The sequence below is a fragment of the Friedmanniella luteola genome (assembly GCF_900105065.1).
Classification (GTDB): domain Bacteria; phylum Actinomycetota; class Actinomycetes; order Propionibacteriales; family Propionibacteriaceae; genus Microlunatus; species Microlunatus luteolus.
The window spans coordinates 4,370,339-4,396,962 of sequence record NZ_LT629749.1 but is presented as its reverse complement, the minus strand read 5'-3'; the positions used below and the strand labels follow the sequence as shown (position 1 = coordinate 4,396,962).

The window sequence follows — 26,624 nt, the reverse complement described above, 5'->3', positions numbered from 1 at the left end:
AGGAGACGACGGACGCGCTCAGCCGGCCGCGGCGACGGCGGCCGCCGCCAGGGCGAGGACCGCGGCGAGGCTCCGGAGCCGGTCGGCGCGCAGCAGCCGGCGCAGCAGGGCCGCGTCCCGCCCCGCCCCCAGGCGACCGTGCAGCGGGGCGGCCACGCCCGCCGTGAGGCCCAGGGCGACGGCGGTGGCCGCGACCGCGACGCGGACGGCCGGACCCGGGGCGGTGAGCAGGGCCCCGGCGGACGCCACCAGCACCGCGAGGTAGACGAGGCCGACCAGCGGGGTGATCCGCCGCGCGTGCCGCTGGTGCGCACCGGACCACGCCGCGGCCGGGGTCGCCGCCAGCACCGGGTAGACCAGCACGGTCACGGTGAGCTGGAACCCGGCGTGCAGGGCGGTGGCGGCCAGCAGCGCCACCGCCCACGGCGCGGTCGTCACCAGCGGGGCCGCGGGCGCGCGCCGCCGGTCAGAAGGACTCCTCGGCGAGGTCCATCACGGCGAGGTCGGTCGACTCGACGACGGCGAGCTCCGCGCTGAGCCGGGGCAGCACGGTCCGGGCGAACCAGCGGGCGGAGGCGACCTTGCCCTCGTAGAACGCCTGCTCGGCCGGCCGCTGCGCCTCGTTGAGCGCCCGCAGGGCCACCTCCGCGCCGCGCAGCAGCAACCAGGCGCAGGTGACGTCTCCCAGCGCCATCAGCAGCCGGGTCGTGTTGAGCCCCACCTTGTAGATGTTCTGCGGGTCACCGCCGTGCTCGGCGGAGGACGCGTACAGGTCGCCGACCATCGCCGCGACCATCGCGCCGAGGTCCTCCAGCGCCCGGGCCAGCAGGCCGCGCTCGACCTTGAGCTGGCCGTCGCCGGCGGCGCCCGACCCGGCGTCGCCGGATCCGGACTCGACGAAGGCGGTGGCCAGCGCGGACAGCTCGCCCAGCGCGCGACCGCGGTCGCGGACGATCTTGCGGAAGAACAGGTCCTGGCCCTGGATCGCCGTGGTGCCCTCGTAGAGGGTGTCGATCTTCGCGTCGCGGACGTACTGCTCCAGCGGGTGGTCGGTGAGGAAGCCCGAACCGCCCAGCGTCTGCAGCGCCTCCGTGCCCAGCAGCACCCAGGACCGCTCGGAGCCGTAGCCCTTGACCACCGGCAGCAGCAGCTCGTTGAGGCGGGAGGCGACGTCGTCGGCCGCCCCGCTGCTGCGCGCGGCCTCGTTGCGGTCCTGCAGGCTGGCGGTGAACAGCACCAGGGCGCGCAGCCCCTCGGCGTGCGCCTTCTGCGTCATCAGCGAGCGGCGGACGTCGGGGTGGTGGGTGATCGGGACCCGGGGCGCGGTCTTGTCCGTGACCTGCGTCAGGTCGGGGCCCTGGACGCGGGTCTTCGCGTGGTCGAGGGCGTTGAGGTAGCCGGTCGAGAGGGTGGCGATCGCCTTGGTGCCCACCATCATCCGCGCGTGCTCGATCACCTGGAACATCTGCTTGATGCCGTCGTGCACCTCACCCAGCAGGTAGCCGACGGCCGGGGCGCCGTCGACGCCGAAGCTCAGCTCGCAGGTGGTCGAGGCCCGGATGCCCATCTTGTGCTCGACGCCGGTGACGACGACGCCGTTGCGCTCGCCGGTCAGCGCGCCGGTCTGCAGGTCGAAGTGGTGCTTGGGCACCACGAACAGCGACAGCCCCTTGGTCCCCGGTCCGCCGTGGCCCGGGACGCCGGCGGGCCGCGCCAGGACCAGGTGCACGATGTTCTCGGTCAGGTCGTGCTCGGCGGAGGTGATGAACCGCTTGACGCCCTCGAGGTGCCAGGTGCCGTCGGGCTGCGGGAGCGCGCGGGTGCGGCCGGCGCCGACGTCGGACCCGGCCTCGGGCTCCGTCAGCGCCATGGTCGCGCCCCACTGGCGCTCGACCATGATCTGGGCGATCCGGCGGTCGCGCTCGGTGCCGTTGTGCCACAGCACTGTCGCGAACTTCGGGCCGGCCGCGTAGAGGAAGGCGGCCGGGTTGGCACCCACGGTGAGCTCGTTGACGGCCCACTGGACCGACGGCGGGGTGTCCTGGCCGCCCAGCTCCGAGGGGATCTCGAGCTGCCAGAAGCCGGAGTCCATCAACGCCCGGTAGGAGGCCTTGAACGCCTCCGGCAGGGTGACGGTGTGGCTGACCGGGTCGAACACGGGCGGGTTGCGGTCGCCCTCGGCGAAGGAGTCGGCCAGCACGGTCCGGGCGAGGTGGTCGATCTCGGCGAGCAGGGCCCGCACCGTGTCGACGTCCAGGTCGGCGTAGATCCCCGTGCCGAGCACGTCGCCCCGGCCCAGCACCTCGAAGAGGTTGAACTCGATGTCGCGGAGGTTGGACCGGTAGTGGCTCATGCGGACCCCTGGGGACGGCGGGCGGTTGTTACCGACGAGTAACTACCGGGGATGCTACTCGCCGGTAACCTGCGACGGCGCGTCCGGCAGGTCACGATTCCGCGAGCACCGACCGGCGGGGACCCCCGGGCTCGCACCCCGGGCCGCCCGGCTAGCCGATGCGGATGCCCAGGTGGTCGGCGAGCAGCGGGGCTAGCTCCGTCAGCTGCTGCTCGCTGACCCAGGCGCCGGAGAGGCCGGCGAGACCCTCGAGCTCCTCCAGCCGCACGGTGCGGAGGTCGACGTCGACCAGGGTGGCGTCGGCCAGCCGCAGGCTCCGCACCCGGCAGTCGTCCAGCCGGACGCGGGTCAGCCGGGCGTTCGTCACGTCCAGCTCGTCCACCGTGCAGCCCCGGAACGTGACGTCGGTCCAGCTGCTGCCGCGGGCGTTGAGGTAGCCCAGCTTGCTGTCGGTGACCAGCACCGAGCGCCAGGTGGACTCGTAGGACTCGACCGCACCCAGCCGCGAGGCGTCCACGGTGACGTCGCGCCAGCTGCTCCGGGGCAGGGTGCACGTGGCGGCGTCGAGCTGGCTGAGCCGGCACTCCACCAGGTGCACACCGCGGAGGTCCGCCGCGTCCAGCCGCAGCCGCTCCAGCGAGCACTCGGCGAAGGTCGTCCGCCGCAGGTCGGTGCCGGTCAGGTCGAGGTCGGCGAGCCGGACCAGCTCGTGGTGCTGGGTCCCGCTGAGGTCGGCGGCGCCCACGTCGCTCAGCGACGGCAGGGTGAACCGCACCGCCTCGGGCGGTCGCGGTCCTCGGCCGGGCGCCACGGCCCACCTCCTCGGGTCCGGAGGGGCACCACCCTAGGACCCGGTGCGCGGTGGGCGCGGCCGCCCTAGTCTGGCGCCGTGCGGATCGACGAGGCCCGGGCGCTCGCCGCCGACTGGGTGCGCGCGCAGCCCGGCTGGCCGGCCCCGTTCGTGGGCGCGTTCTTCACCGGCTCCACCGTCGACGCCGACCCCGCCGCCCCGCTGGCCGCCACCTCCGACGTCGACCTGGCCGTGGTGCTCGACGGCGAGGCCCCGGGCAAGCCCGGCAAGCTCGACCACCACGGCGTGCTGCTGGAGGTGACCTACCTGCCGTGGGCCGACCTCGCCGATCCCGCCGTCGTGGCCCGGACCTTCTACCTGGCCCCGAGCTTCGCCCGCGACACCGTGGTCGCCGACCCCAGCGGACGGCTGGCCGCCCTCCGCGGCGCCGTCGCCCCGGTCTTCGCCCGCCCCGACGTCGTCCGCGACCGCTGGGGCTCGGTGCTGGCCCGGATGACGGCCGCGCCGGCCCCGGCCGACTCCTGGGCCGTTGCGGTGACCCGCTGGCTGTTCCCGATGAGCCTGGGCACCGCCGTCGTGCTGGTCGCGGCCCGGGCGAACCCGACGGTGCGGCTGCGCTACCTGCGCGCCCGGGAGGCGCTGACCGCGTGCGGCCTCGCCGACCGCTACCGCCCCCTGCTGGACGAGCTCGGCTGCGCCGACGTCGCCCCGGCGCTGGTGGTGGCCCACCTCGACGCGATGGCGGCCGCCTTCGACGACGCGGCCGCCGGCCCCCCGGCCCCCTTCTTCTTCGCCGCCGACCTCACCCCGGCCGCCCGGCCCGTCCCCGTCGACGGCGCCCGGGACCTCGTGGCGGCGGGGGACCACCGGGAGGCCGTCTTCTGGCTGGTGGCCACCTTCGCCCGCTGCGTGCAGGCCCTCGACGCCGCCGACGCCCCCGCTGCGGCCCGGCACCGCGACGCCTTCGCGGCGGCCGTCGACGACCTGCTGGGCCTGCGCGGAGCAGACGACCTGGCCCGCCGCCGGGCGGCCGTGCTCGCCGGGCTGCCGGCGCTGGTGGCCACCGCCGAGGAGGTGCTGGCGGCGACGCCGGGCCGGGCGGCGCCCGACGCGGCCCTGGGCCGCCGACGGGAGGCGTTGTAGCGTCGGGCCATGAGCGGAACTGAGGCGCTGCGGGACCTGCTGGTCGACTCCTTCACCCGGGTGCACGAGCTGGTCGAGGGGCTGACGGGCTCCCTCGCCGACGACGTCCTGCGCTACCGGCCCGACCCCCAGGCCAACACCGTCGCGTGGCTGCTGTGGCACCTCACCCGGGTGGAGGACGACCACGTCGCCGAGCTGGCCGGGGTCGAGCAGGTCTGGACCGCCTGGCGCGGCCGCTTCGCGCTGCCCTTCGAGGACGACGCGACCGGGTACGGCCAGCGGCCCGAGGAGGTGGGGCAGGTCCGGGTCGACGCCGCCCTGCTCGCCGGGTACCACGCCGAGGTGCACGCGCTGGCGCTGCGCTACGTGCGCGGCGTCGACCCCGACGAGCTGGCGCGGGTGGTCGACGCGTCCTGGGACCCGCCCGTGACGGCGTCCGCACGGCTGGTGAGCGTCCTCGGGGACTGCCTGCAGCACCTCGGCCAGGCGGCCTACGTCGCCGGGCTGGCGCAGCGCGCGGGCCTGCGGTGACCGACTACCACTTCTACACCGACCTCGCGCCCTACTGGCCGCTGGTCTCCGCGCCCGAGGAGTACGCCGAGGAGGCGGCCTTCGCCGCGGCGCTGCTGAGGACGGCGGAGCCGCCGGCGTCGGGCGCGCCCGGGGAGGACGACCCCTCCGGAGGGCCGCGACCGCGCCAGACGGTGCTGGAGCTGGGCAGCGGCGGCGGCAACAACGCTGCTCACCTCAAGCACGCCTTCACCATGACGCTGGTGGACCTGTCCCCGCAGATGCTGGCCGTCTCGGAGCGGCTGAACCCCGAGTGCGAGCACCTGCAGGGCGACATGCGGACGCTGCGGCTGGGGCGCACCTTCGACGCCGTCTTCGTGCACGACGCCGTCGAGTACATGACGGGGGAGGACGACCTGCGGCAGGCGGTGGCGACCGTCTTCGCCCACTGCCGCCCGGGCGGCGTCGCGGTCCTGGTGCCCGACCACATCGCCGAGAACTACGAGCCCGGCACCGACCACGGCGGCACGGACGCCGACGACGGCCGCGGGCTCCGCTACCTCGCCTGGTCGCACCCGGCGGAACCGGGCGCCACCACCGCGACCACCGACTACGCGTTCCTGGTCCGGGCCGCCGACGGCTCCGTCTCCGTCGCCCACGACACGCACGTGCTGGGGCTGTTCCCGCGCGAGACCTGGCTGCGGGTGCTGACCGAGGCCGGGTTCCGGGCCCGCTCGGTGGCCGAGGTGACCCAGGACGACCGGCTGCCGCGGGAGTTCTTCGTCGGTTCCCGGCCCGCGGAGGGCGAGCCCGGCTGACGTGGCGAGGCCCGGAGCCGCGCCCGGCCCGACGGCGATGTCGGGGCGGTGAGCGGGGCTCCGGGCCCTCTGCCGCCATCCTGGCGCTGTGACCTCGATCACGTCAACAGTCGCGTCCAGCCGATCCCCGAGGAGCCGTTCCCGAGCCCGCCGCCCGAGCCGCGGACCGGGCGGCGCGGTGGACTAGCGTGATCCCGTTACCACCCGAGGTCCGAGTCCGGCAGGAGACCGATGAGCGACAACGGCGCTGACCCCGATCAGCCCACCGCGGAGGCGCACGCCCCCAGCGAGGTCAGCTACGACGAGCAGCGCTACCCGGCGCGGCCGAAGCGGCTGCGGCCACGCGGCCGGCTGCGCGGGCTGTTCTCGCGACCCCGCACCGAGCGCAGCGGCAAGGCCAGCGGCGAGAACGCCCTCTACGTCAGCTGGCTGGCGGAGCAGTCGATGCTGGCCGACGCCATCGAGTTCGGCCGGCAGTTCTCCGGCCAGGGCAGCATGTGGCAGAACCCGTTCGCCAACCCCGACCCGCGCGCGGCCATCGAGAAGGCCTCCGTCTGGTTCACGGCGTACCCGATCTCGATGATCACCAAGAAGGGCACCTCCTTCCTCGGCACGCTGGGCGACGAGGACCTCTGGGCGGCGTTCGAGGCCATCGGCATCGACGGCCTGCACACCGGCCCGGTGAAGCAGGCGGGCGGCATCAGCGGCTGGGACCCGACGCCCAGCGTCGACGGCCACTTCGACCGGATCAGCACCCAGATCGACGCCGACTTCGGCACCGAGGAGGAGTTCCGGACGATGACCGAGGTCGCCGCCGGCCACCTCGGCATGGTGATCGACGACATCGTGCCCGGCCACACCGGCAAGGGCGCCGACTTCCGGCTGGCCGAGATGAAGGTCGGGGACTACCCGGGCATCTACCACATGGTCGAGATCGACCCGAAGGACTGGCACCTGCTGCCCCGCGTGCGGCGCGGCGACTCGGTCAACCTCGACCTCGAGGCCGAGGACCAGCTGACCAAGGCCGGCTACATCATCGGCCGCATGCAACGGGTCATCTTCTACGAGCCCGGCGTCAAGGACACCAACTGGAGCGCCACGGCCCCGGTCCTCGGCCCGGACGGCGTCGAGCGGCGCTGGGTCTACCTGCACTACTTCAAGGAGGGCCAGCCGACGATCAACTGGCTGGACCCGTCCTTCGCGGGCATGCGGATGGTCATCGGCGACGCGCTGCACTCCCTGGGGGACCTGGGCAGCGGCGCGCTGCGGCTGGACGCCAACGGCTTCCTCGGGGTCGAGAAGAGCCCGGAGGACAGCCCGGCCTGGTCCGAGGGCCACCCGCTGTCCGAGGCGGCCAACCAGCTCATCGCCAGCATGGTCCGCAAGGTGGGCGGCTTCACCTTCCAGGAGCTGAACCTCACCATCGACGACATCAAGAGCTCGGCCGAGCGGGGCGCCGACCTGTCCTACGACTTCGTCAACCGGCCCGCCTACGTGCACGCGCTGGCCACCGGGGACACCGAGTTCGTGCGGCTCACGCTCAAGCTGTCCGTGGAGCACGGCGTGGAGCCGGCGTCGCTGGTCCACGCGCTGCAGAACCACGACGAGATGACCTACGAGCTGGTCCACTTCGCCACCCTGCACGCCGAGGACCTGTACCCCTTCCGGGGCACCCAGATCCGCGGCGCGGACCTGGCGGTGACCATCCGGCAGGACATGCTGGACCACCTGACCGGCGAGGCGGGGCCGTACAACGCGACCTTCACCCAGAACGGCATCGCGTCGACGACGGCCAGCCTCATCGCCGCCACCCTCGGTCTCACCAGCCTCGACGACCTCAGCCCGGAGCAGGTCGAGCAGATCAGGCAGGCGCACCTGCTGCTGGCCATGTTCAACGCGCTGCAGCCCGGCGTCTTCGCGCTCTCCGGCTGGGACCTGTGCGGCATGCTGACCCTGGACCGCAAGCAGGTGGGCTGGCTGCTCGCCGAGGGTGACACCCGCTGGATCCACCGCTCGGCCTACGACCTGATGGACTACCGGCCCGAGGCGACCGAGTCGCTCTCCCGGCTGCCGCGCGGCACCAGCCTCTACGGCAGCCTGCCCGCCCAGCTGGCCGACCCGCACTCCTTCGCCTGCCGGCTCCGCGACCTGCTGGCGGTCCGCAAGCGCTACGGCATCGCCACCGCCGTCCAGCTCGACGTGCCGCAGGTGTCCAACAAGGCCATGCTCGTGATGGTGCACCAGCTGAGCGACGCCGAGCAGGTGACGGTGCTGAACTTCTCCGGGGCGGAGATCTCCGGCAGCGTGCTGTCGGAGCACCTGGTGCCCGGCAGTGGCCTGGTGGACATGTTCACCGACGAGCTGGTGGGCGAGGTCGACGACCTGCACTCCTTCTCGGTCACCCTCGGCCCGTACGAGGGCCGCTCGCTGCTGGTGCTCTGCCCGGGCGACCACCCGGTCTCCGGGCACCGCGCCGACCGGCCCAGCGTCCGCACCCCGGGCTGACGCCCGGCACCCAGCCAGCACGACGGACCGCCCCGGACCCAGCAGGGTCCGGGGCGGTCCGGTGTCACGGTCGCGTCAGGCGGTACGGCGTCAGCCGGCGGCCTTGTGGGCCGCGACCTGGGCCGCGGTGAGCGCCCTGTCGTAGACCGCGACGTCGTCGATGTCGCCGGCCAGGTAGGGCGAGGTCGGGTTGCCCGGCCAGCCCGACAGCACGTCCCCGCCGACCCGCCAGTACCCGGTGTAGCGCTGGGCCTGGTAGTAGTCGGTCCGCGAGGCCGACAGCACGCCGTCGACGTAGAGCTTGAGCCCGGACGGGTCCAGCGTGGCGACGACGTGGTGCCACTTCCCGTCGTTCTTGCCCGACGGCCCGTAGATGGCCCGCACGCTGCCCGCGATGGTGCCGAAGATGACCTGGCCCGCGTTGCTCAGGTAGACCTGCCGGTCGGCGTTGGTCGAGTTCCCGGTCTGCGCGGAGCCGAAGCTGACGATCTTGCCGCCGGTGGTGCTGCTGGTCTTGAACCAGGCCTCGACGCTGAAGACCTGCTTGCCCGCCTCGGCGGTGCTGCTGGCCACGCTGCTGGTGCTGCCGCTGCCCGAGAAGCGGTACGCCGTGCCCGGGGCGGTGCCGGTCCGGGCGCCGGGCACGCCGGTGGTGACGCCCGCCTGCCGCGTCGCCGGGCCGCTGCCCGCCGTGTCGGCGACGGTCGTCCCCGAGGTCTCGGCGAAGCGCCAGTAGTTCTGCGGGGAGTCGGCGAGCACCTTCTGGTCGTAGGCGCTCAGCGACGAGCCGCCGGCGGCGGTGGCGCTGATGGCCGCCCCCTTGGCGACGTTCGGCGCCTTGCCGTTGACCGAGGGGTCGCTGACCTGCACCGAGTAGGTGTAGGTCTGCCCGGCGACGGCGGTGGTGTCGAGGAAGGACAGCGTGGGCCGCAACCAGAACGTCGAGCGCTGCGTGGTGGTGAAGATCGGCGTCCCGCTGTTGCCGTTGCGGACCAGCTTGTAGGTGAGCTGCTCGGAGTCGCGGTCGTAGTTGGCCGGCCAGGTCAGCCGGATGCCCTGCGCGAAGCTCTGCGCCTTGGGCACGTAGCTGGTGCCGGAGAGGCGCGGCCCGTCCAGGTTCGGGGCCAGCCCGGGCCGGGCGAACCGCGCGAGACCCTGCTGCAGCTTGTTGTTGACGGTGGTGAACTCGCCGCCGAACACGACGTAGTCGTTGTTGCCCGCGACGTGCCAGGGGCCCTGGTACTGCTTGGTGTACTGGCCGCTGTTCAGGTCCGGGAACCAGTTCAGCCACTGCGGCTTCGGCTGGCCGGCGAAGTTGTAGTAGTTGTACGGCTCCTTGCCGACGGTGCCGCGCGCGTCCGGGGTGAACGCCAGCGCCCGGTGGTAGCTGATCGGGTCGGTCTGCTCGAAGCCGCCGATGTTGCCGCAGTAGTGCGGGTGGCCGGCCACGTAGACCGCGCCCTGGCCCGCGAACACCGAGTAGCTGTCCCCGTGGCAGTCCTCGAGCCACTCGAGGGCGCCGCTCCAGCTGATCTTGAACGCCCCCTCGAAGTTGCCGTCCGTGGGCCCGCCGACGGCGTAGTGGAAGCCGGTGCCGTAGACGCTGCTGCCCGAGGAGGTCAGGCTGAGGATGCCCGCCGCGTTCCGGGCGTTGCGGATGACGGCGTTCGCCGCGAGCGGCGAGGAGGTCTTGCCGGTGGCCGCGTCGACGATGGCGAGGCCGTAGCCGCCGGGGCTTCCGGCGCCGTTCACGGTCTCGAACTGCCCGCCGAGCATCACCTTGGTGCGGTCGGGCGAGACGGTGATGGCCCGGACACCGGCGTTCTCGGTGCCGGCCACGGCGGGGGCGAACGGCAGGGCGGCCCCCGTGGTCAGGTTCAGCGCGGCGACCGAGCTGCGGGCCGCCCCGCCGGCCGCGGTCAGCCAGCCGCCGGCGTAGACCGCGGACTCGGTCACGGCGAGCGCGTAGACCTTGTTGTTGGCCCCGGGGTTCCAGCTCTTGAGGACGCCCGTGGCGACGTCGAAGGCGGCCAGCCGGTTGCGGGCCTGGCCGTCGACGGTGGTGAAGTCGCCGCCGATGTAGACGGTCCTGCCGTCGGGCGATGCCGCGACGGCGAGGATCTGCGCGTTCACCTTGGGCCGGAACCCGGCGTCCATGACGCCCGTGGTGACGTTGTAGGAGAGCAGGTTGGGCTGGGCCACCGTCGACGTGCCGGCGGCGGCACCCGCCGGGCGGGCGGTGCTCCACGAGCCGCCGGCGAAGACGCGGTTGCCGACGACCGCCTGCGACCAGGCCACCCCGTCGATCTGGACGGTGGGCAGCAGGTCGGTGGAGACGGTGGCCGGCAGGTCCGCCGCGGGCGGGGCGGTGTCGGCGGTCGCCGGCGTGGCGGCGGGTGCGCCGAGGGCGACCCCGGCCAGGACGGCGAGGGCGAGCGCGGCGGCTCGCCCACGGCGCGGGTGGGAACGGGCGGGGGTCAAGGTCATGGGTCACCTGGCGTCGGGCCACCGGCCTGGCCGGCGGTCGGCTACGTGCGGCGGAGCCACGTCGCTCCGGGGATCAGGGGACGCGCGACGCCCCCGGACCTTGCGGCGGTCGCTCCCGGGAGGCTCGCCATCCTCGCCAGGGCGCGACTGACCGACGTCGGCCACCCCTGAGGGGACCACCTTAGGCACCAGCGGCGGCCCCGCCCTCCTCCGCGGGGTCGCCGTGATGCATTCGTGACCTTGACCGGCCCGGCGTCCCCACGCGCCCCAGGAGCACCAGGGCCGCACGGGCCCGGCACACTTCTGCGCGTTTCCGGCGGTCGGTGAACGTCTTGGCCCCCGCCCTCGTCCCGACCGGTGCGAGGATGACGGAGCCCCGCCCGGCACGCCGGGAGGGGCCGGAGCGGCGGAGGGGGACGACGGTGGCCACGAGCCAGAAGGAGGTCGCCCTCACCGAGCTGCACGACCGCCACGGCGCCGAGCTCTGGCGTTTCGCCCTGCGGCTCACCCACGACCGCCAGGTCGCCGAGGACGTCGTCCAGGAGGTCTTGCTCCGCGCCTGGAAGGACCCGCGGCTGGGGGAGCGGGAGGAGCCCGCCGCCCGCGCCTGGCTGTTCACCGCCACCCGCAACCTCGTCATCGACCGCTGGCGCAGCGCGGCCTCCCGGCACGAGCTGCGCACCGAGCTGCCGCCGGACCGCTCGGTGGAGGACGGCACCAGCGTGGTGCTGGACCGCTGGCTGGTGGCCGAGGCGCTGGGCTCGCTCTCCCCCGAGCACCGGGCCGTCATCGCCGCCGCCTACTTCGAGGGCTGCTCCGTGGCCGACATCGCGGCCCGGCTGCGGATCCCGCCCGGCACCGTCAAGTCGCGGCTGCACTACGGCCTGCGCAGCCTCCGACTCGTCCTGCAGGAGAAGGGGGTGACCCGCTCGTGACCAGCCCGGAGCCCGAGGGCGACCGCTACGGCGACTGGGACGCCGCCTACGTGCTGGGGGCCCTGTCGCCCGCCGAGCGCTCGGAGTTCGAGGCCCACCTGGCGGCCTGCCCGCGCTGCCAGGCCGCCGTCAGCGAGATCGCCGGCCTCCCGGGCCTGCTGTCCCAGGTCGGCCCCGAGGACGCGGCCCGGCTCACCGACCCCCGCGCCGCGCAGGAGCCGTCGCCGGAGTCGCTGCTGCCGACGGTGCTGGCGACCGCCCGTCGCCAGCACACCCGCGCCCGCACCCAGCTGCTGGCCGTGGCGGCCTGCCTGGCCCTGGTGCTCGGCGGTCTGCTGCTCGGGCAGGTGCTGGACCGCCTGGGGCCGGCCCAGCAGCAGCGGATCGCCTTCGAGCCGGTCGGGTCCAGCGAGATCACGGCCGTCGTCGACCTCGTGCCGATCGCGACCGGGACGCGGGTGGCGGTGGAGTGCCAGGACGCCGACGGCTACTCCGTCGGCTCCAGCCTGTCGGTCGTCGTGGCCGACAGGTCGGGGCACCGGCAGGCGGTCAAGGAGTGGGTCGTGAAGCCCGACAAGGTCAACCGGCCGAGCGGCGAGACGCCGCTGCGGGTGTCCCAGATCGCGGCGGTGGAGATCCGCGAGACCGCCACCGACGCCCTGGTGCTGCGGGCGCCGGTGCGCTGAGCGCTGGTCAGCGGCGGCCGCCGCCGATGCCCAGGCCCTGGAAGATGACGTCGAGCTGGCCGCGGACGTCGGACGGCGACAGGGAGGTCGCGTCGGCGATCTGGGCGTTGCTCGCGCCGCCGAGCGCACCGGCCAGCACGCTGTGCTGCTGGTCGCTGAGGGTGACCGCACGACGCTCGAACAGGTCCTCGACCAGCGGCTGGAGCTCCTCGACGGGCTCCTCCGCCAGCAGCGAGCCACCCGTCGCCACCGTCCGGATGCCGTCGAGCAGGGTGCTGCCGCCCAGCTCCTTGATGAGGTAGCCGGAGGCACCCGCGAGCCGGGCGGCGACGCGCGCCTCCTGCTCGCTGTGGGAGGTGAGCAGGACGCACCGCACCTGCGGGTGGCGGTCCCGGACCTCCCGGCAGACCTCCAGCCCGTTGCCCTCCCGGAGCCGGACGTCCAGCACGGCGACCGCGGGCTCGGTCTCGGCGATCCCGGCCAGCGCCTCCTCGGCGGCGCCGGCGCTGCCGACCACGGTCATCTGGGGGTCGGTGTTGATGTAGTCGGTCAGGGCGTCCCGGACCATCGCGTGGTCGTCCAGCACGAACACCTTGATCTGGCCCGTCCCCAGCCGTGCGCGGTCGTCCATCACGTGATCCCCCGATCCCCGGCGCGGAGCGCCGTCCTCGTCCGGACCCCCCGGTCCGTCCGCGCGTCCCCCGGGTGCACCGAGCACGCGGAGGACGTTCGTCAGCCTAGCGACGTCGACCGTCCGGCGGGCCGGTTCGTGACCCCGGTGTGACCGTCGCCGTGAGCGCGCGGGCGACCCCCGCTTGAGCGCAGGAGGCGGCGGGTAGTTTCGAGACCATGAGCAACTGGATCAAGGACAAGCTCGACGCGGTGACCGGCTCCGGCGACGGCGACGCCTCCGAGGGCGGGCAGGTCTCCTCCGCGGGGAGCTCGTTCGAGGACGCCGAGACCTCCGGGGGCGGCGCCGACTCGGTCCCCGGGACGCCGGACGCCACCCCCTCGGCCGACCTCGGCCGGAAGGACGTCGACCGCGCGGAGGGCGCGTCCTGACCGCTCGGCGGTGGCCGGCGTCCGACGCCCGTGGGCCGTCCCCCACCCGGCGCACGGGGGCGCCCACCCCGCCCGAGTTCCCCTCGCGCCGGGTGACCATCGTCATACCTACGGTCTCGTAACTTACGGTTCCGTAGGTTAGCCTTGGACCATGAGCTCGTTCCTGCTGGCGCCCCCGCCGCCCGTCCGCGGCATCGCCCGCGTCCTGCGGCAGCTGGTCGAGTCGGCCGTGACCCCGCTCGTGCCCGCCGACTACCTCGACCTGGTGTCCCCGCTCCGCCGCGGTGCCGACCTGCGGGGCCGGGTGGTGACCGTGCAGGCCGAGACCGCCGACGCCGTCACCGTGTCGATCAGGCCCGGCCGCTCGTGGCGCACCCACCGTCCCGGCCAGTACATCCGCCTCGGCGTGGACGTCGACGGGATCCGTCAGTGGCGGGCCTACTCCCTGACCTCGGTGCGCGGGGCGCCCGACGGGCTGCTGTCGATCACCGTCAAGGCCATCCCCGGCGGCAGGGTCAGCACGCACGTCGTGCGGGCCCTCCAGCCGGGCACCCTGGTGCACCTGGACCAGGCGGCGGGGGAGTTCGTCCTGCCCGAGGCGCTGCCCGCGCAGACCCTCTTCGTCACCGCCGGCAGCGGCATCACCCCGGTGATGGGCATGCTGCGCAACCACCTCGGCGAGCTGTCCGACGTGGTGGTGGTGCACTCCGCCCCCACCGCCGCGGACGTGGTCTTCGGGCCCGAGCTGCGGGACTGGGCGGCGCAGGGCCGGCTCCGGCTGGTCGAGCGGCACACGGCCACCGAGGGCGTGCTCACCCCCGCCGAGCTCGACGCCGTGGTGCCGGACTGGCGCGAGCGGCACACCTGGGCCTGCGGCCCGACCGGCCTGCTCGACGCGTTCGAGGAGCACTACGCCGCCGCCGGGCTCGACCACCGCCTGCACACCGAGCGCTTCCGCCCGGTCGTCGTCACCGAGGGCGACGGCGGCACCCTGCGGTTCGCCCGTCAGGGCACCGTCGTCGAGGCCGACGGCGCCACCCCGATCCTCGACGCCGGGGAGGACGCCGGGGTGCTGATGCCGTCCGGCTGCCGGATGGGCATCTGCTTCGGCTGCGTCGTCCCCCTGACCTCCGGCGCCGTCCGCGACCTCCGCAACGGCGAGCTCGTCACCGCGACCGAGGGCGACGGCGTCCGCATCCAGACCTGCGTGTCCGCCGCCGCCGGCCCCTGCACGATCGACCTCTGAGGACCCCATGACTGCGACCGTCACGCCCGCCACCACCACGGCGCGCGCCGCCCGCTCGAGCCGCCTGGACACCACGACCGCCGAGCGGCACCACGTGCCCAAGCGCTCCGGGAAGCCCGACCCGACGGCGCACCTGTCCGCCGCCCAGGTCGAGGCGCTGGGCCTCGAGCTGGACGCGCTGCGCCAGGAGGTCCTCGACTCCCGCGGCAGCGCCGACGCCGCCTACATCCGCAAGGTGATCAAGGTGCAGCGGACGCTGGACCTGAGCAGCCGCGTCGTGCTGCTGTTCTCCCTGTTCCCGCCCGCCTGGGTGGCCGGCACCATCGGCCTGTCCGTGGCCAAGATCCTCGAGAACATGGAGATCGGCCACAACGTCATGCACGGCCAGTGGGACTGGATGCGCGACCCGAAGATCCACTCGCAGGTCTACGAGTGGGACCACGCCTCGCCCTCGGCCCAGTGGAAGCGCTCGCACAACGAGATCCACCACACGTTCACGAACGTGCTGGGCCGGGACAACGACCTCGGCTACGGCATCATGCGCGTGGACGAGGACCAGCGCTGGCACCCGTCCTACCTCGGCCAGCCGCTGTGGAACCTCGTCAACGCCGCCATCTTCGAGTACGGCATCGCCGCCTACGACCTCGAGCTGGGCAAGCAGGTCAAGGGCCGCGGCCGGGACCCGGAGCAGTTCCGGGCCGACGCCCGCCAGGTGCTGGCCAAGATCGGCCGGCAGATGCGCAAGGACTACGTCGTCCACCCGCTGCTGTCGGGCCCGTCGTTCCTGCACACCCTCGCGGCCAACGCGACGGCCAACCTGGTCCGGAACCTGTGGACCCACTCGGTGATCATGTGCGGCCACTTCCCCGAGGGCGTCGAGACGTTCGCCAAGGACTCCATCGAGGGCGAGAGCCGCGGCGAGTGGTACCTGCGCCAGATGATCGGCTCGGCCAACATCGCGGGCAGCAAGGCGATGCACGTGATGACCGGCAACCTGTCGCACCAGATCGAGCACCACTGCTTCCCCGACCTGCCGAGCAACCGCTACGCCGAGATCGCCCCGCGGATGCAGGAGATCACCGCGCGCTACGGCCTCAGCTACACCACCGGCTCGATGCCGCGCCAGGTCGCCTCGGCCTGGAAGCAGGTCATCCGGCTGTCGCTGCCGAACGACTTCTCGGTGACGCAGGCGGCCAGGGCCGGCGCCGGCCGGGTGCTGGGCCGGCTCCGCCGTCGCCCGGCGGCCGTCACGGCCTAGCCGGTCGGCGCGCGCCCCGGCCGGGGTCCGGCCGGGCAGCGCGCGGGCTGCTCCGGGCATGGGCGGGAACCGCTGAGCGATCGCCCTGCCGGGCGCGGGCCGGGTGCCACCCGCCGGCGGTTCCGGCGCGAGGAGCACGTCGGCGGCCGGTCGGGTGCGGCGCCCAGCGCCCGTCGGCGGGGTGACCTGCGCCACAGACAGCCGTCGTAAGGTGGGTGCTGACGCAAAGGAGCGCGCATGCACCTAGGGATCAAGAGTGGCGGTGACGGGGTCCCCTGCTGGAACCGGCAGGCGGCGACGGCCCATGTCGACGCGGCGAACCGCCGGGAGCAGCAGGTCGCCGAGCGGAACCCGGACGTGGTGGTGCTGCCCGGGCGGCTCGTCTGCTACGGCTGCGAGGTGATGGAGTTCGACTACGGCATCAAGTGCACGGCGTCGCTCACCCGGACCCGGTACGCCGTCGAGGGCGAGACCGAGCCCCGGGCGGAGGACGCCGCCGGGTCGCTGCTGGAGGTCGAGGGGCTGCGGAGCCGCGCTCCCGCGGAGCTCCACGAGCAGGTGCGCACCCGCGAGAAGACCTCGGCCGGGCTGGCGTCCAGCGGGTCCGCGGCCGGACCGGCCGCCCCACCCACGACGCTGCCGCCGCACCCCGGGCGCGACGAGTCGCGGCGGGGCGGGCTGCGCGGGCTCTTCGGCCGCTGACGGCGGTCAGCCCCGCACGAGCGGGGCCACCTCCCGGCCGAGGAAGCTGATCCAGCCGTCGAGGTCGGGCTCGTCCTCGACCGGCTGGAAGACCACCGACGTCGCGCCGGCGTCGGCGAAGGCCCGGACCTCGGCCGCCACCCGGGCCGCGTCGCCGCCGACCCCGACGCCGTGACCGGGCTTGGCGCCCCAGACGGTGACCTCCGCGTCCACGCGTTCCTGCGCCCGCGGTCCCGTCGCGACGATCACCGTGGCCACCAGCGGGTGCCCCGCGCCCCGCGTGCGGACCAGCAGCGCACCGACCTCGGCGACCTGGTCGACGGTCAGCGCCGCGGCCAGCAGGGTGCCGTCGCCCAGCTCGGCGGTGAGGTCGAGGGAGCGCGGTCCCGAGCCGCCGAGCATCAGCGGCGGCGGAGGGCTCGGCGGCCAGTCGAGGGCCACGTCGTCCAGCTGCACGTAGCGGCCGCTGACGGTGACGCGCTCGCCGGCCAGCAGGGACCGCAGCGCCGTCGTGTACTCGCGCAGCAGGGTCAGGGGCGAGGCCGCCCGGGTGCCCGTCTGCCGCATCCACTCCTGCACGCCGTGCCCGACGCCGGCCACCAGCCGCCCCGGGAACATCCGCTCCAGGGTGGCCAGCTCCATGGCGGTGAGGGCGACGTTGCGCAGCGGGACGGGCAGCAACCCGATGCCCACCCGCAGCGACGTCGTCCAGGCGAGGGCGGCGGTCGCCGAGGCGATGCCGCTCTGCTTGAAGCAGTCCTCCCAGACCCAGAGCTCGTCGAGGCCCGCGGCCTCGGTCGCGGTGGCCAGGGCGCGGAGCCGCTCGGGCGCCAGGGTGGGGACGAAGGCGAGGCCCAGCTGCGGGGCCGGTCGGTCGGTGTCAGCCATGCTGGTCATCCTGGCGGACGGCTCGGACGTCCCAGGGCGGCGGGGGCGTCGGGGCCGGCCGGTCGCCCACCGCCGCGAGGACGGCCCGCTCCTCGGAGGTGAAGTGCGCCTCGAGGACGGCCGCGAGCCCGTCCAGCGTCCGCCGGAACCGCTGCAGCTCCTGCGCGTCGGGCGTGGCGGGCAGGGCCCGCACCGCGGTGGCGACGTCGCGGAGCAGGAAGCCGATGAGCCCGTGGTCGTGGCGGAGCTGGTCGACCGCCGCCGCCAGCCCCGGCTCCTGCGCCACGACGTCGGCGAATAGCTGCCCGTTCTCGCCCTGGTGGTGCCGGTCGACGGTGGCGCAGAAGGTCAGGCAGTGGGCGGCCAGGGAGCCGTCGGCGCCCGGCCGGCTGCTGGCCCGCAGCCCGCGGAGGGTCTCCCGGAGCTCGGCGTGCACGGCCACCAGCCGGCGCCCCAGGGTCTCGGCGGGGTCGGCCGGCGCGCTCATGACGGCGCGACCGCCTCGGCCACCGCCTCCAGCCGCCGCCGGTGGGCGGCCCACTCCGCCGGGCTGCGGGCGGTGAGGTTGCCGCGGTCGTCCCCGGCGCGGCCGTCCAGCAGCTCGCGGAGCACGTCGGCGTGGCCGGCGTGGTGGGCCGTCTCGGCCACCACGTGCACCAGGACCTGCTGGAGCGTCACCTGCCGCCGCTCCGGCGCCCACCAGGGGACGACGCCGGGGGCGTCGAGGTCGAGGGCGTCGATCGTCGCGTCCGCGTGGGCCGCGGCGGCGTGGTGGAGGGCGAGGACGTCGTCCCGGCTCTCCTCCGCGGTGGCCCAGAGGTCGGCGTCGGGCTCCGCGTCGTCGTCCAGCCAGGGCAGCGGGATGCCGGAGGGCCGGTCGAACACGTCCCCGAGGTAGCCCAGCTCGATGCTGGCCACGTGCTTGACCAGGCCCAGCAGGTTGGTGCCCGTCGGCGTCCCGGGCCACCGCACGTCCCGCTCGGACAGCCCGTCCAGCCGGCTCAGCAGGTTCCGACGTTCCTCGGTGAGGTACCGCTGCAGCACGGCTTTGGGGTCCACCTCCAACAGGTTAGGTCGTGGCCGCCCGGGCCGTCAGCGTCCGGCCTGCTCCTTCTTCCTGCTGGTGAGCGTGAGCGAGCCCGCGTGCGCGTGGGCGCTCGGATCGCCCTTGGTCTTGACCAGGCTGGCCACGACGGTGACCGCGAGGACGACGAGGATGACCGCGAGGCTGACGAGCGTGGGGATCTCGGGCACCGACGGGCTGATGTCCTCGTGCAGCCAGTGCAGGATCAGCTTCACGCCGATGAAGGCCAGGATGATCGACAGGCCGGTGCTGAGGTAGACGAGCCGGTCCAGCAGACCCTGGACCAGGAAGAACAGCGCCCGGAGCCCCAGCAGGGCGAAGGCGTTGGCGGCGAAGACGATGAAGGCCTCGCTGGTGATGCCGAAGACGGCGGGGATCGAGTCCAGCGCGAACAGCAGGTCGATGCTGCCGATGGCGATCAGGACCAGGAACAGCGGCGTGAACATCCGCGCGCCGTCCACGCGGGCGCTCAGCCGGCCCCCGACGTAGTCGTCGGTGATGGGGAGCAGCCGGCGGGCGGCCTTGACGACGGTGTTGTCCTCGATGTCGGGGTCCTCGTCGCGGTGCCGGAACAGCTGCACCGCCGTGACGATCAGCAGCAGGCCGAACAGCAGGAACACGATGGAGAAGGCGTTGAGCAGCGCGGCGCCGGCGGCGATGAAGATGGCCCGCATGACCAGCGCCAGCACGATGCCGAAGGTCAGCACCTTGTGCTGGTGCTCCTCCGGCACGGCGAAGGTGGTCATGATGATGACGAAGACGAACAGGTTGTCGACCGACAGGCTCTTCTCCACCAGGTAGCCGGTGAAGTACTGGGTCCCGGCGTCGGAGCCGTAGGCCCAGGTGAACCAGACGCCGAAGGCGATGGCGACGGCGATGTAGAAGACCGACTGGCCGGCCGCCTCGCGGAACCGGACCTTGTGCGGACGGAGGGCGGCGAGCAGGAGGTCGGCGGCCAGGAGGACGACGACCAAGCCGATCGTCACCCCCCACACCAGCGGGCTGATCTCGAGCATGGGGGTGTCCTCGTCTGGGTCGTGTCGTGGTGACAGGGTCCGGCGCGGCCGGCGAGGTCTCCAGTGTGTCGGGTCGTGCACGACCGACCGGCCGTTCTCAGGCCCTCCCAGCGGGTTCCTTGGGGAGGTCTTAGTCGCGGCGCAGGGAAGTGTCGGCGGTCGGTGGTGCGATGGGTACCGGGCCGCGGCGCAGCGGCAGGACGGAGGCGACGATGGACCGGCAGGAGGCTCTCGCCCGGCGGATCCACGCCCAGCAGCTGGACCGGGCGCCTGCGGACCGCCCGCTGACCGACGCCGCGGTCCTCGACCTCGGTGTCCAGGACAGCGGTCGCGACGGCGCGAGCTGGGCCCTGGCCAACCGGGGTGTCCCCGCCGCCTCGGCCGCTGCGGTCGAGCAGGCGCCCGAGCTGGCGCTGGCCTGGACGGTGCGGGCGGCGCCGCACTACTACCGCCGCGACGACCTCCCCGACGTCGCCGTGGCCACCTCCCCGTTCAGCGACGCCGACGCCGCCAAGCGGGTCGTCGGGGCCGCCGCGCCGCTGGCCGCCGCCGGCACCGGGGCCCGTGAGGGGCTGGCCGAGATGGCGGCCACCCTGCGTGCGGTGGTCGAGGAGCCGCTGGTCAAGGGCGAGGTGTCGCGGCGGCTCACCGCCGTGCTGCCCGAACGGCACCTCCGCGACTGCGTGCCCTGCGGGGCCCGGCACGCCTGGGAGGTCCCGTTCCGGCTCGGCGCCCTGTACGCCGGGCTGGAGCTGGTACCGGGCACGTCGCCGCCGGTGCTCAAGCGCATCGAGCCCTGGCCGCGGAGCACCTGGGGCCCCGCGGACGACCCGGCCGCCGCGCCGCCGCGGCTGCAGGTGGTCCGCAGCTACCTGCGGCTGCTGGGGCCGGCCACGCCGCCGGAGGTGGCGGCGTTCCTCGACAGCACGGTCGCCGAGGTCAAGCAGCACTGGCCCGACGACGCCGTCGCCGTGGAGGTCGACGGACGCCGTGCCTGGGTCCTGCCCGACGACGAAGGCGACACCGCCGCCGCGCCGGCCGACCTGGTGCGGCTGCTCGGGCCCTTCGACCTGCTGCTGCAGGGGCGTGACCGCTCGCTGCTGGTGCCCGACCGCGGTCGGCACAAGGCGCTGTGGCCGACGCTCGGGCGACCAGGTGCGGTGCTGGTGGGGACCGACGTGGTGGGCACCTGGCGACCGCGGGCGTCGGGTGCCAAGCTCGCCCTGCGCCTCGAGCTCTGGCAGCCGCTCCCGCCCGCCGCCCGCGCCCGGGTGGACGAGGAGGCCGAGCGCCTCGCCGCGCACCGGGGTCTGCGGCTCGCCGGGGTGGAGACGCCGTGACGGCCGCCCCCGGGTCCCGCGCCCCGTCCCCGGCTCAGCGTCCGGGCAGCTCCCAGACCACCTCGTCGGGGCCCTTGTCCGGCCGGATCCCCTTCCAGACGGGGTGGCGCATCCGGCCCGGTCCGGTGAGCTCGCCGTAGGTGACCTCGGCGACCAGGACCGGCTCCACCCAGGAGGCGTCCCGGGCGTCCTCGCGGGGCACGTCGCTGAAGGGGCTGGTCGGCCGGGCGAGCGGCGTCAGCGCGGCCCGCAGCTCGTCGAGCTCGCGGTCGCCCAGCCCGGAACCGACGCGGCCCACGTAGTGCAGGCCGTCCTCGGTCGGCACCCCCATCAGCAGCGAGCCGATACCGCCGGAGCGGCGGCCCTGGCCGGGCCGCCAGCCACCGACGACCACCTCCTGGCTCTTCGAGTGCTTGATCTTGCGCCAGGCGTCCCCGCGGCCGCCGGGCACGTAGCGCGAGCTGCGGCGCTTGGCCACCACGCCCTCCAGCCCGAACGCCTCGCTCGTCGCCATGGCGGCGTCCAGGTCGCCGTCGAACACCGGGGGGACCTGCAGCCGGGTGCTGGTGCCCGGCGGGACCAGCGCCTCCAGGACGGCACGACGCTCGTCGTAGCCGACCTCCAGCAGGGACTGCCCGTCGAGCTCCAGCACGTCGAACAGCATCAGCTGGGCCGGGTGGGTGGCGGAGAGCCGTCGGATGTCCGCGGCCCGGGTCAGGTTGATCCGAGCCTGCAGCAGACCGAAGCTGGGCTTCCCGTCCGCGTCGAGGACGACCACCTCGCCGTCCAGCACCGCGCTCCGGGCCGGCACCGCGGTGAGCGCGTCGGCCACGTCGGCGTAGGCGGCGGTGTCGTCGCGGCCGCGGCGGCTGCGGAGCTCCACCCGGCCCTCGGCCAGGTAGGCCAGCACCCGGACGCCGTCCCACTTCATCTCGAACGCCCAGCCCTCCGCGGGCCCGAAGGCGCCGACGGCGGTCAGCTGGGCCAGCATCGGCTCGACGCGGGCGGGGAAGCCGGACTCCTGCGGCGGCGGTGCCGCGCGGCGTCGGCCGGCCGGCCGCGGGGGCTCCTCGCCCGCCGGGGTCTCCTCGGCCGGGGTGGTGGCCGGGGCCGACGCGTCCACCGCGGCGTCGGCGACGTCGACGGCGGGCGCGGGTCCGGCCGGCTCCGCGGCGGTCGTGGCCGGGTCCAGGTCCTCGGGGTCGGTCGCCATCAGGTGCATCAGCCAGTTGCGGGCGGCCCGGCCGGGCCCGCCGGTGTGGATGAGGGCGAACTTGCGGACGCCGCCGAGGCCACCGCCGGGCCGCCCGGAGCAGGTCACGATGACCTCCTTCCCGTCCCGCCACTTGTGCAGCCGGTAGGTGCCGGCGTCCCAGATCGAGACGGCGCCGCCGCCGTACTCGCCGCGCGGGATGCTGCCCTCGAAGGTGCCGTACTCCAGCGGGTGGTCCTCGGTCTGCACCGCCAGGTGGTTGACCTTCGGATCGGTGGGCGGCGCCTTGGGCACCGCCCAGCTGACCAGGACGCCCTCGTGCTCCAGCCGGAAGTCGTAGTGCAGGGCGCGGGCGTGGTGCTCCTGGATGACGAAGGTCGGCTCGCCGTCCGCGGTCGGGCGCGGCGCCGGGGGTGACGCCGGCACCGGCTCGGGCGTCCGCTGCGCGTCCCGCATGCTCCGGTAGGTGCTCAGCCGGTCCGCGGCCGGCCCGCCGGCGCCCAGCAGCGGGGCCAGCAGGTCGCCCTCGGTCTCCAGCCGGGCCAGCACCTCCGGGTACTCGAGCTGGCGCAGGTCCGGGTCGTCCAGCTCGGCCCAGGTCCGGGGCGCCGCGACGGTGGGGTGCACCCGCCCGCGCAGCGAGTAGGGCGAGATCGTCGTCTTGTTCCCGTTGTTCTGGCTCCAGTCCAGGAACACCTTGCCGTCCCGCTCGGAGCGCTTCATCGAGCTGATCACCCGGTCCGGCTGCTCCGCCTCCAGGGCCAGCGCGAGCTCCCGGGCCAGCGTCGTCGCCTGCTCGGGGGTGAGGTCGCCGTCGAGCGGGGCGTACAGGTGGATGCCCTTGCTGCCGCTGGTCACGGGCACGGGGTCGTGGCCGATGCCCTGCAGGATCTCCCGGGCCTGCCGGGCGATCTCGGCGCAGTCGGCGAGCGTGACGCCCTCGCCCGGGTCCAGGTCCAGCACCAGCCGGTCGGGGTTGCGCGGCGTGCCGTCCGCGGCGAAGCGCCACTGCGGGACGTGGATCTCCAGCGCGGCGAGCTGGGCCAGCCAGGTCAGCGTGGCCAGGTCGTCGACGACGGGGTAGTCGTTGTCGTGGTCGCGGTGCCGGATCGTGCGCCGCTGGACCCAGTCGGGCGTGCCCGCCCCCAGGTCCTTGGCGAAGAAGACGGTGCCCCGCCGGGCGTCGTCGCCCACGCCGTCCGGCCAGCGCTTGCGGGTGGCGGGCCGCTGGCGCAGGTGCGGCAGCAGCACCTCGCCCACCCGGACGTAGTAGTCGAGCACCTCGCCCTTGGTGGTGCCGGTCGCGGGGTAGAGCACCTTGCCCAGGTTGGTGAGCTTGATGCTCCGGCCCTCGACGGTGACGACCTGCTCCGACGCGGGGCTCATGCGCCCAGTATCGCGGGGGGCTCCGGCCCCGGGGCGGCGGCGCCCGGCAGATCCTGCGCTGATCCTGGGCCGACGCTGCGCCGGGACCGCGGGCCCGGCTGAGGTGGGGGCGGCAGAGTACGGGATGTCGGGGGACGAGCCCGGGAGCCGGACCACCATCGGGGGATGGGGAGGCCGCCCGGGCACCGCAGCCGCCGTCCCGGTTGCTCGTTCGGGGGAGCGAGCGCCGGGACGGCCTGCCCGCGTCCGAGGGGGCCGCGAGGAGGTCACGACCGCACGCCCACCGGCATGGCGACCGCACGCCCACCGTCATCGCGCCGCGACGTCACGACGGCGGCTGAGACGGGCGGGGGTCAGCTCCCGGGGAAGATCTGGGGCAGCACCAGCAGCATGGTCATCGACCAGGTGATGTGGGTGAGGATCGGGGCCAGCACGCCGCCGCCCGCCCGCCGCTGCAGGCCGACCACCACCCCGAGCACCGCGGCCGCGAAGACCAGCACCGGGTTGCCGCCGGCCACCGTGGCCAGCGCGTACAGCACGGTGGAGATCAGCACCGGGCGCTTCCGGCCGATCGCGGCGAACAGCGCGCCCCGGAAGAACAGCTCCTCCGCGATCCCGTTGACCAGCGTGATCACCAGCAGCAGCGGCAGGTTGCCCTGCCGCGCGTAGCCGAGCACGCTCTCCGCGAAGGCAGCCAGCGGCGGGATCTCCCGCATCACCAGGGCGCCCACGACGAAGACCGCCGCCAGGGCCAGGCCGACGAGGATCGGCGTCACCACCGGTCGGCGGCGGGCGCCGAGGATCTCGATGTGGCCGAGGTGCAGCGGACCGGAGACGAGGCTGCCGACGGTCCAGGTGGCCGCGAGGCCGAGCGTCAGGGCGTAGAAGACCGGGTCGCCCTGCTCGGTGGCGAAGGACAGCCCCAGCAGCGTGGCGCCCACGACGAGGGTGACCGCGACGACCACCCGGCGGTACCGGAAGGCGCGGTCGCTCTGCTGGTGGTCGCGCTCGACCTTGTCCACCAGGATCGGCCGGACCACCCCGAGCGCCCGCCCGACGAGCCGCGTGCGGGAGGCCGTCATGCGGTGGGCGAGGGCTCGTCCTGGACGCGGGCGCCGCGCTGCCCGGTCGGCCCGCCCCCGCCACCCCGGGCGGCGGCCCGCTGCGCGTAGGCGGCCTCGACCGCGGCCGTGTAGTCCATCGGCTCGCCGGGCACGACCGCGCGGATGCTGTCCTCGTGCACGACCACCTCGTTGCTCATCGAGTCGACCAGGTTGCGCGCGGTCGCGGTGTCCACGTCGGTGACGAAGGCCAGCCAGTGCGAGGACAGCCGGGGGGTGAGCAGCGGCACGGCGAGCATGGGCAGGCTCCGGTGGTGGTGCAGCTTCGCCACCCGCTGCATCATCTCGGCGTAGGTGAGCACCTCCGAGCCCCCGATCTCGAACACCCGGCCCTTGGCCTCGACGGGCTCCAGCACCCCGACGAGGTAGCGGATGACGTCGGTCAGCGCGATGGGCTGCGTCCGGGTGGTCGCCCAGCGCGGCACGAGCATCGCGGGCAGGTGCGCGACCAGCTGGCGGGTGATCTCCCAGGAGATGCCGCCGTGGCCGATGACGATCGCCGCCCGCAGCACGGTGACCGGGACGCCGTCCTCCGCCAGCAGCTGCTCCACCTGCCGGCGCGACCGGAGGTGGTCCGACAGGTCCTGGTCCTCGCGGCCCAGGCCGCCGAGGTAGATGATGCGCTCGACGCCCGCCTGCGCCGCCGCGGCGCTGAAGTGCCGGGCGGCCTGCGCGTCCAGCTCCACGAAGTCGTCGCTGTCGAGGGAGTGCACGAGGTAGTAGGCGACGTCGACGCCGGCCATCGCGCGGTCGAGGCTCGCGCGGTCGGCGACGTCGCCCTGCACGGGCTCGCCGGCCCCGTCGTAGCGCTCGGGGTGGCGTGTCATCGCCCGGACCTGGTGGCCGGCCTCGACCAGGGCGGTGGCCAGGTGCGACCCGACGAACCCGGAGGCTCCGGTCACGAGCACGGTGGAACCCATGGGGACCTCCTCGGGCCGGGGCGGGCGCCGCGAGCCTACGCCGCGGGCACGGCGGTCGACCGACCCGATCGGCCGCCGTCCAGGGTTCCCGGCCGCGGGGGCCGCGGGATGCAGGGCAGCGGCGTCGGGCGGGCGCTCAGGGGACGCAGACGGTGAGCGCACCCGGGCGGATCACGGCGACGAGCTCACGCCCCTCGCCCACCACGTCCCCGTCCAGCTGGTAGGCCTCGGGGCGGCGCAGGCTGACGACCACCCGGTCCGCCTGCCAGGAGTCGACCTGGTCGTCGCGCTGCTTGCGGCGGGTGACCACCCGCAGGACCAGCTTGAACCAGTGCGAGACCCGTAGCGGGGAGGCGACGTAGACGTCCAGGCGCCCGTCGTCGACCTCGGCGTGCGGCATCAGCACCAGCCCGCCCGGCAGCTTGCCGACGTTGCCCACCAGGCAGGTCATCGCCCGCCGGCGGTGCCGGCGGCCGCCGTCCACGCTGATCTCCATCGGGATCGGCAGCCGGCCGAGCGCCTTGCTCGCGGCGACGAAGTAGGCGGCCGGGCCGACCTTCGCCTTGAGGTCGGGGTTGACCTCGTCCATGATCGTCGCGTCGACGCCCACCCCGGCCATCACGGCGAAGTGCTCGCCGCGGCCGCCGTCGACGGTCAGCTCGACGAGGTCGATGGTGCGGGTCCGGCCGGCCAGGGCGACGTCGAGGGCGCCGGCCTCCTCGAGCGGGAGGTCGAGGTTGCGCGCCAGCAGGTTGCCGGTGCCGGCCGGGATCACCGCCAGCGTGACCCCGGACCCGGCCATCACGTCGGCCACCACGCGGACCGTCCCGTCCCCGCCCGCCGTCAGCACCAGGTCCACGCCCGCATCCAGCGCCTCGCGGGTCATCGCCCGGCCCGGGTCGTCCTCGCTGGTCTCCAGCCACAGCGGCTCCGCCCAACCGGCCTCGGCGGCACGGGCGTCGACCAGCGCGCGGAAGCCGTCGGAGATCTTCGTCGGGTTGTAGACCACGGCGCAGCGGGTGGCGTCGCTGGGGACGTCGGGCATCGGGCCTCCGGGTGTCGGCCGGGGCTCCCGGCGCACAGCGGCACCCGGAGGGCGTTCCGGGTGCCGGGCCCATCGTCCCAGGTCGGAGGCCCCCA

Annotated in this window: 24 protein-coding genes; 11 read left to right on the top strand and 13 right to left on the bottom strand. The window is 74.5% G+C overall.

Going from position 1 to position 26,624, the window contains the following annotated elements; translation table 11 throughout:
* Positions 1 to 18: 18 nt before the first annotated feature.
* From BLT72_RS20545 to BLT72_RS20535, 3 genes are all read right to left on the bottom strand, one after another.
* Positions 19 to 438 carry a hypothetical protein gene (locus BLT72_RS20545; RefSeq protein WP_091415622.1) on the bottom strand — a complete coding sequence of 140 codons (420 nt, stop codon included), beginning with the start codon at positions 436 to 438 and terminating at the stop codon, positions 19 to 21.
* A gap of 28 nt (positions 439 to 466) precedes the next feature.
* A complete protein-coding gene (locus tag BLT72_RS20540) occupies positions 467 to 2,353 on the bottom strand; it encodes an acyl-CoA dehydrogenase (RefSeq protein ID WP_091415620.1) in 1,887 nt (628 codons plus the stop codon).
* A 151-nt stretch (positions 2,354 to 2,504) separates the two neighbouring features.
* Positions 2,505 to 3,164 (bottom strand): pentapeptide repeat-containing protein, encoded by a 660-nt coding sequence (locus BLT72_RS20535; RefSeq protein ID WP_091415618.1) that lies wholly within the window; start codon positions 3,162 to 3,164, stop codon positions 2,505 to 2,507.
* A gap of 78 nt (positions 3,165 to 3,242) precedes the next feature.
* Here BLT72_RS20535 and BLT72_RS20530 point away from each other — a divergent pair, with 78 nt between their 5' ends.
* The 4 genes from BLT72_RS20530 (at position 3,243) to treS (ending at position 8,140) form a co-directional block, all read left to right on the top strand.
* Entirely contained in the window at positions 3,243 to 4,307 is a 1,065-nt protein-coding gene (locus BLT72_RS20530; protein WP_091415616.1) for a hypothetical protein, read from the top strand.
* Positions 4,308 to 4,316: 9 nt separating this feature from the next.
* A complete protein-coding gene (locus BLT72_RS20525) occupies positions 4,317 to 4,838 on the top strand; it encodes a mycothiol transferase (RefSeq protein WP_091415614.1) in 522 nt (173 codons plus the stop codon).
* Positions 4,835 to 5,635: a class I SAM-dependent methyltransferase gene (locus BLT72_RS20520; RefSeq protein ID WP_091415611.1), complete on the top strand. Its 801-nt coding sequence runs from the start codon at positions 4,835 to 4,837 to the stop codon at positions 5,633 to 5,635. Before BLT72_RS20525 ends, BLT72_RS20520 begins: the two co-directional genes overlap by 4 nt.
* Positions 5,636 to 5,866: 231 nt before the next feature.
* Positions 5,867 to 8,140 carry a maltose alpha-D-glucosyltransferase gene (gene treS, locus BLT72_RS20515; protein WP_091415608.1) on the top strand — a complete coding sequence of 758 codons (2,274 nt, stop codon included), beginning with the start codon at positions 5,867 to 5,869 and terminating at the stop codon, positions 8,138 to 8,140.
* Between the two features lie 90 nt (positions 8,141 to 8,230).
* Here the strand turns inward: treS and BLT72_RS20510 are convergent, their stop codons facing one another.
* Positions 8,231 to 10,627, bottom strand: coding sequence for a LamG domain-containing protein (locus BLT72_RS20510; RefSeq protein ID WP_091415605.1), 2,397 nt, complete (start codon positions 10,625 to 10,627; stop codon positions 8,231 to 8,233).
* 422 nt (positions 10,628 to 11,049) lie between these two features.
* Between BLT72_RS20510 and BLT72_RS20505 the strand changes: the two genes are divergently transcribed.
* Together BLT72_RS20505 and BLT72_RS22600 are read left to right on the top strand one after the other, a co-directional pair.
* Positions 11,050 to 11,562, top strand: a complete 513-nt coding sequence (locus BLT72_RS20505) for a sigma-70 family RNA polymerase sigma factor (protein ID WP_231930202.1) — start codon at positions 11,050 to 11,052, stop codon at positions 11,560 to 11,562.
* The gene (locus BLT72_RS22600; protein WP_091415601.1) at positions 11,559 to 12,248 is read left to right on the top strand and encodes an anti-sigma factor family protein; all 690 of its coding nucleotides are present in this window, start codon (positions 11,559 to 11,561) and stop codon (positions 12,246 to 12,248) included. Before BLT72_RS20505 ends, BLT72_RS22600 begins: the two co-directional genes overlap by 4 nt.
* 7 nt (positions 12,249 to 12,255) lie before the next feature.
* On the opposite strand, the gene BLT72_RS20495 is transcribed toward BLT72_RS22600, so the two are convergent.
* Complete coding sequence (locus BLT72_RS20495; RefSeq protein ID WP_091415599.1) at positions 12,256 to 12,879, bottom strand: response regulator transcription factor; 624 nt, start codon at positions 12,877 to 12,879, stop codon at positions 12,256 to 12,258.
* A 218-nt stretch (positions 12,880 to 13,097) separates the two neighbouring features.
* Here BLT72_RS20495 and BLT72_RS20490 point away from each other — a divergent pair, with 218 nt between their 5' ends.
* The 4 genes from BLT72_RS20490 to BLT72_RS20475 all read left to right on the top strand — a co-directional run bounded on the left by BLT72_RS20490 (position 13,098) and on the right by BLT72_RS20475 (position 16,516).
* On the top strand, positions 13,098 to 13,310 hold the full coding sequence (locus BLT72_RS20490) for a hypothetical protein (RefSeq protein ID WP_091415596.1): 213 nt from the start codon (positions 13,098 to 13,100) through the stop codon (positions 13,308 to 13,310).
* Positions 13,311 to 13,461: 151 nt separating this feature from the next.
* Positions 13,462 to 14,556 carry a ferredoxin reductase gene (locus tag BLT72_RS20485; RefSeq protein WP_091415593.1) on the top strand — a complete coding sequence of 365 codons (1,095 nt, stop codon included), beginning with the start codon at positions 13,462 to 13,464 and terminating at the stop codon, positions 14,554 to 14,556.
* Between the two features lie 7 nt (positions 14,557 to 14,563).
* Positions 14,564 to 15,814 carry a fatty acid desaturase family protein gene (locus tag BLT72_RS20480; RefSeq protein ID WP_091415589.1) on the top strand — a complete coding sequence of 417 codons (1,251 nt, stop codon included), beginning with the start codon at positions 14,564 to 14,566 and terminating at the stop codon, positions 15,812 to 15,814.
* A gap of 237 nt (positions 15,815 to 16,051) precedes the next feature.
* Entirely contained in the window at positions 16,052 to 16,516 is a 465-nt protein-coding gene (locus tag BLT72_RS20475; RefSeq protein ID WP_091415586.1) for a hypothetical protein, read from the top strand.
* Positions 16,517 to 16,522: 6 nt separating this feature from the next.
* Here BLT72_RS20475 and BLT72_RS20470 read toward each other — a convergent pair whose 3' ends face one another.
* Genes BLT72_RS20470 through BLT72_RS20455 form a run of 4 tightly spaced genes read right to left on the bottom strand, consistent with a single transcriptional unit; the run spans position 16,523 to position 19,504 of the window.
* A complete protein-coding gene (locus BLT72_RS20470; protein WP_091415584.1) occupies positions 16,523 to 17,404 on the bottom strand; it encodes an LLM class flavin-dependent oxidoreductase in 882 nt (293 codons plus the stop codon).
* Entirely contained in the window at positions 17,397 to 17,891 is a 495-nt protein-coding gene (locus BLT72_RS20465) for a hemerythrin domain-containing protein (RefSeq protein WP_091415581.1), read from the bottom strand. Before BLT72_RS20465 ends, BLT72_RS20470 begins: the two co-directional genes overlap by 8 nt.
* A complete protein-coding gene (locus BLT72_RS20460; protein WP_091418008.1) occupies positions 17,888 to 18,463 on the bottom strand; it encodes a DinB family protein in 576 nt (191 codons plus the stop codon). The genes BLT72_RS20465 and BLT72_RS20460 overlap by 4 nt, the downstream gene beginning before the upstream one ends.
* Positions 18,464 to 18,496: 33 nt before the next feature.
* Positions 18,497 to 19,504, bottom strand: a complete 1,008-nt coding sequence (locus BLT72_RS20455) for a TerC family protein (RefSeq protein WP_091415578.1) — start codon at positions 19,502 to 19,504, stop codon at positions 18,497 to 18,499.
* 212 nt (positions 19,505 to 19,716) lie between these two features.
* Between BLT72_RS20455 and BLT72_RS20450 the strand changes: the two genes are divergently transcribed.
* On the top strand, positions 19,717 to 20,844 hold the full coding sequence (locus BLT72_RS20450) for a winged helix DNA-binding domain-containing protein (RefSeq protein ID WP_091415574.1): 1,128 nt from the start codon (positions 19,717 to 19,719) through the stop codon (positions 20,842 to 20,844).
* A gap of 34 nt (positions 20,845 to 20,878) precedes the next feature.
* Here BLT72_RS20450 and BLT72_RS20445 read toward each other — a convergent pair whose 3' ends face one another.
* The 4 genes from BLT72_RS20445 to BLT72_RS20430 form a co-directional block, all read right to left on the bottom strand.
* Positions 20,879 to 23,443, bottom strand: a complete 2,565-nt coding sequence (locus tag BLT72_RS20445; RefSeq protein WP_091415571.1) for an ATP-dependent DNA ligase — start codon at positions 23,441 to 23,443, stop codon at positions 20,879 to 20,881.
* Positions 23,444 to 23,796: 353 nt separating this feature from the next.
* A complete protein-coding gene (locus BLT72_RS20440; protein WP_091415568.1) occupies positions 23,797 to 24,525 on the bottom strand; it encodes a CPBP family intramembrane glutamic endopeptidase in 729 nt (242 codons plus the stop codon).
* A complete protein-coding gene (locus BLT72_RS20435; protein WP_091415564.1) occupies positions 24,522 to 25,484 on the bottom strand; it encodes an NAD(P)H-binding protein in 963 nt (320 codons plus the stop codon). The genes BLT72_RS20440 and BLT72_RS20435 overlap by 4 nt, the downstream gene beginning before the upstream one ends.
* 136 nt (positions 25,485 to 25,620) lie before the next feature.
* A complete protein-coding gene (locus BLT72_RS20430) occupies positions 25,621 to 26,529 on the bottom strand; it encodes a diacylglycerol/lipid kinase family protein (protein WP_172826136.1) in 909 nt (302 codons plus the stop codon).
* Positions 26,530 to 26,624: the final 95 nt, after the last annotated feature.

Coding starts and splice junctions, on each gene's coding strand:
- BLT72_RS20540 (WP_091415620.1), bottom strand. CDS start 2,353: ATGAGCCACTACCGGTCCAACCTCCGCGACATCGAGTTCAACCTCTTC.
- BLT72_RS20525 (WP_091415614.1), top strand. CDS start 4,317: ATGAGCGGAACTGAGGCGCTGCGGGACCTGCTGGTCGACTCCTTCACC.
- treS (WP_091415608.1), top strand. CDS start 5,867: ATGAGCGACAACGGCGCTGACCCCGATCAGCCCACCGCGGAGGCGCAC.
- BLT72_RS20510 (WP_091415605.1), bottom strand. CDS start 10,627: ATGACCTTGACCCCCGCCCGTTCCCACCCGCGCCGTGGGCGAGCCGCC.
- BLT72_RS20495 (WP_091415599.1), bottom strand. CDS start 12,879: ATGGACGACCGCGCACGGCTGGGGACGGGCCAGATCAAGGTGTTCGTG.
- BLT72_RS20490 (WP_091415596.1), top strand. CDS start 13,098: ATGAGCAACTGGATCAAGGACAAGCTCGACGCGGTGACCGGCTCCGGC.
- BLT72_RS20485 (WP_091415593.1), top strand. CDS start 13,462: ATGAGCTCGTTCCTGCTGGCGCCCCCGCCGCCCGTCCGCGGCATCGCC.
- BLT72_RS20480 (WP_091415589.1), top strand. CDS start 14,564: ATGACTGCGACCGTCACGCCCGCCACCACCACGGCGCGCGCCGCCCGC.
- BLT72_RS20475 (WP_091415586.1), top strand. CDS start 16,052: ATGCACCTAGGGATCAAGAGTGGCGGTGACGGGGTCCCCTGCTGGAAC.
- BLT72_RS20470 (WP_091415584.1), bottom strand. CDS start 17,404: ATGGCTGACACCGACCGACCGGCCCCGCAGCTGGGCCTCGCCTTCGTC.
- BLT72_RS20465 (WP_091415581.1), bottom strand. CDS start 17,891: ATGAGCGCGCCGGCCGACCCCGCCGAGACCCTGGGGCGCCGGCTGGTG.
- BLT72_RS20455 (WP_091415578.1), bottom strand. CDS start 19,504: ATGCTCGAGATCAGCCCGCTGGTGTGGGGGGTGACGATCGGCTTGGTC.
- BLT72_RS20450 (WP_091415574.1), top strand. CDS start 19,717: ATGGACCGGCAGGAGGCTCTCGCCCGGCGGATCCACGCCCAGCAGCTG.
- BLT72_RS20445 (WP_091415571.1), bottom strand. CDS start 23,443: ATGAGCCCCGCGTCGGAGCAGGTCGTCACCGTCGAGGGCCGGAGCATC.
- BLT72_RS20440 (WP_091415568.1), bottom strand. CDS start 24,525: ATGACGGCCTCCCGCACGCGGCTCGTCGGGCGGGCGCTCGGGGTGGTC.
- BLT72_RS20435 (WP_091415564.1), bottom strand. CDS start 25,484: ATGGGTTCCACCGTGCTCGTGACCGGAGCCTCCGGGTTCGTCGGGTCG.
- BLT72_RS20430 (WP_172826136.1), bottom strand. CDS start 26,529: ATGCCCGACGTCCCCAGCGACGCCACCCGCTGCGCCGTGGTCTACAAC.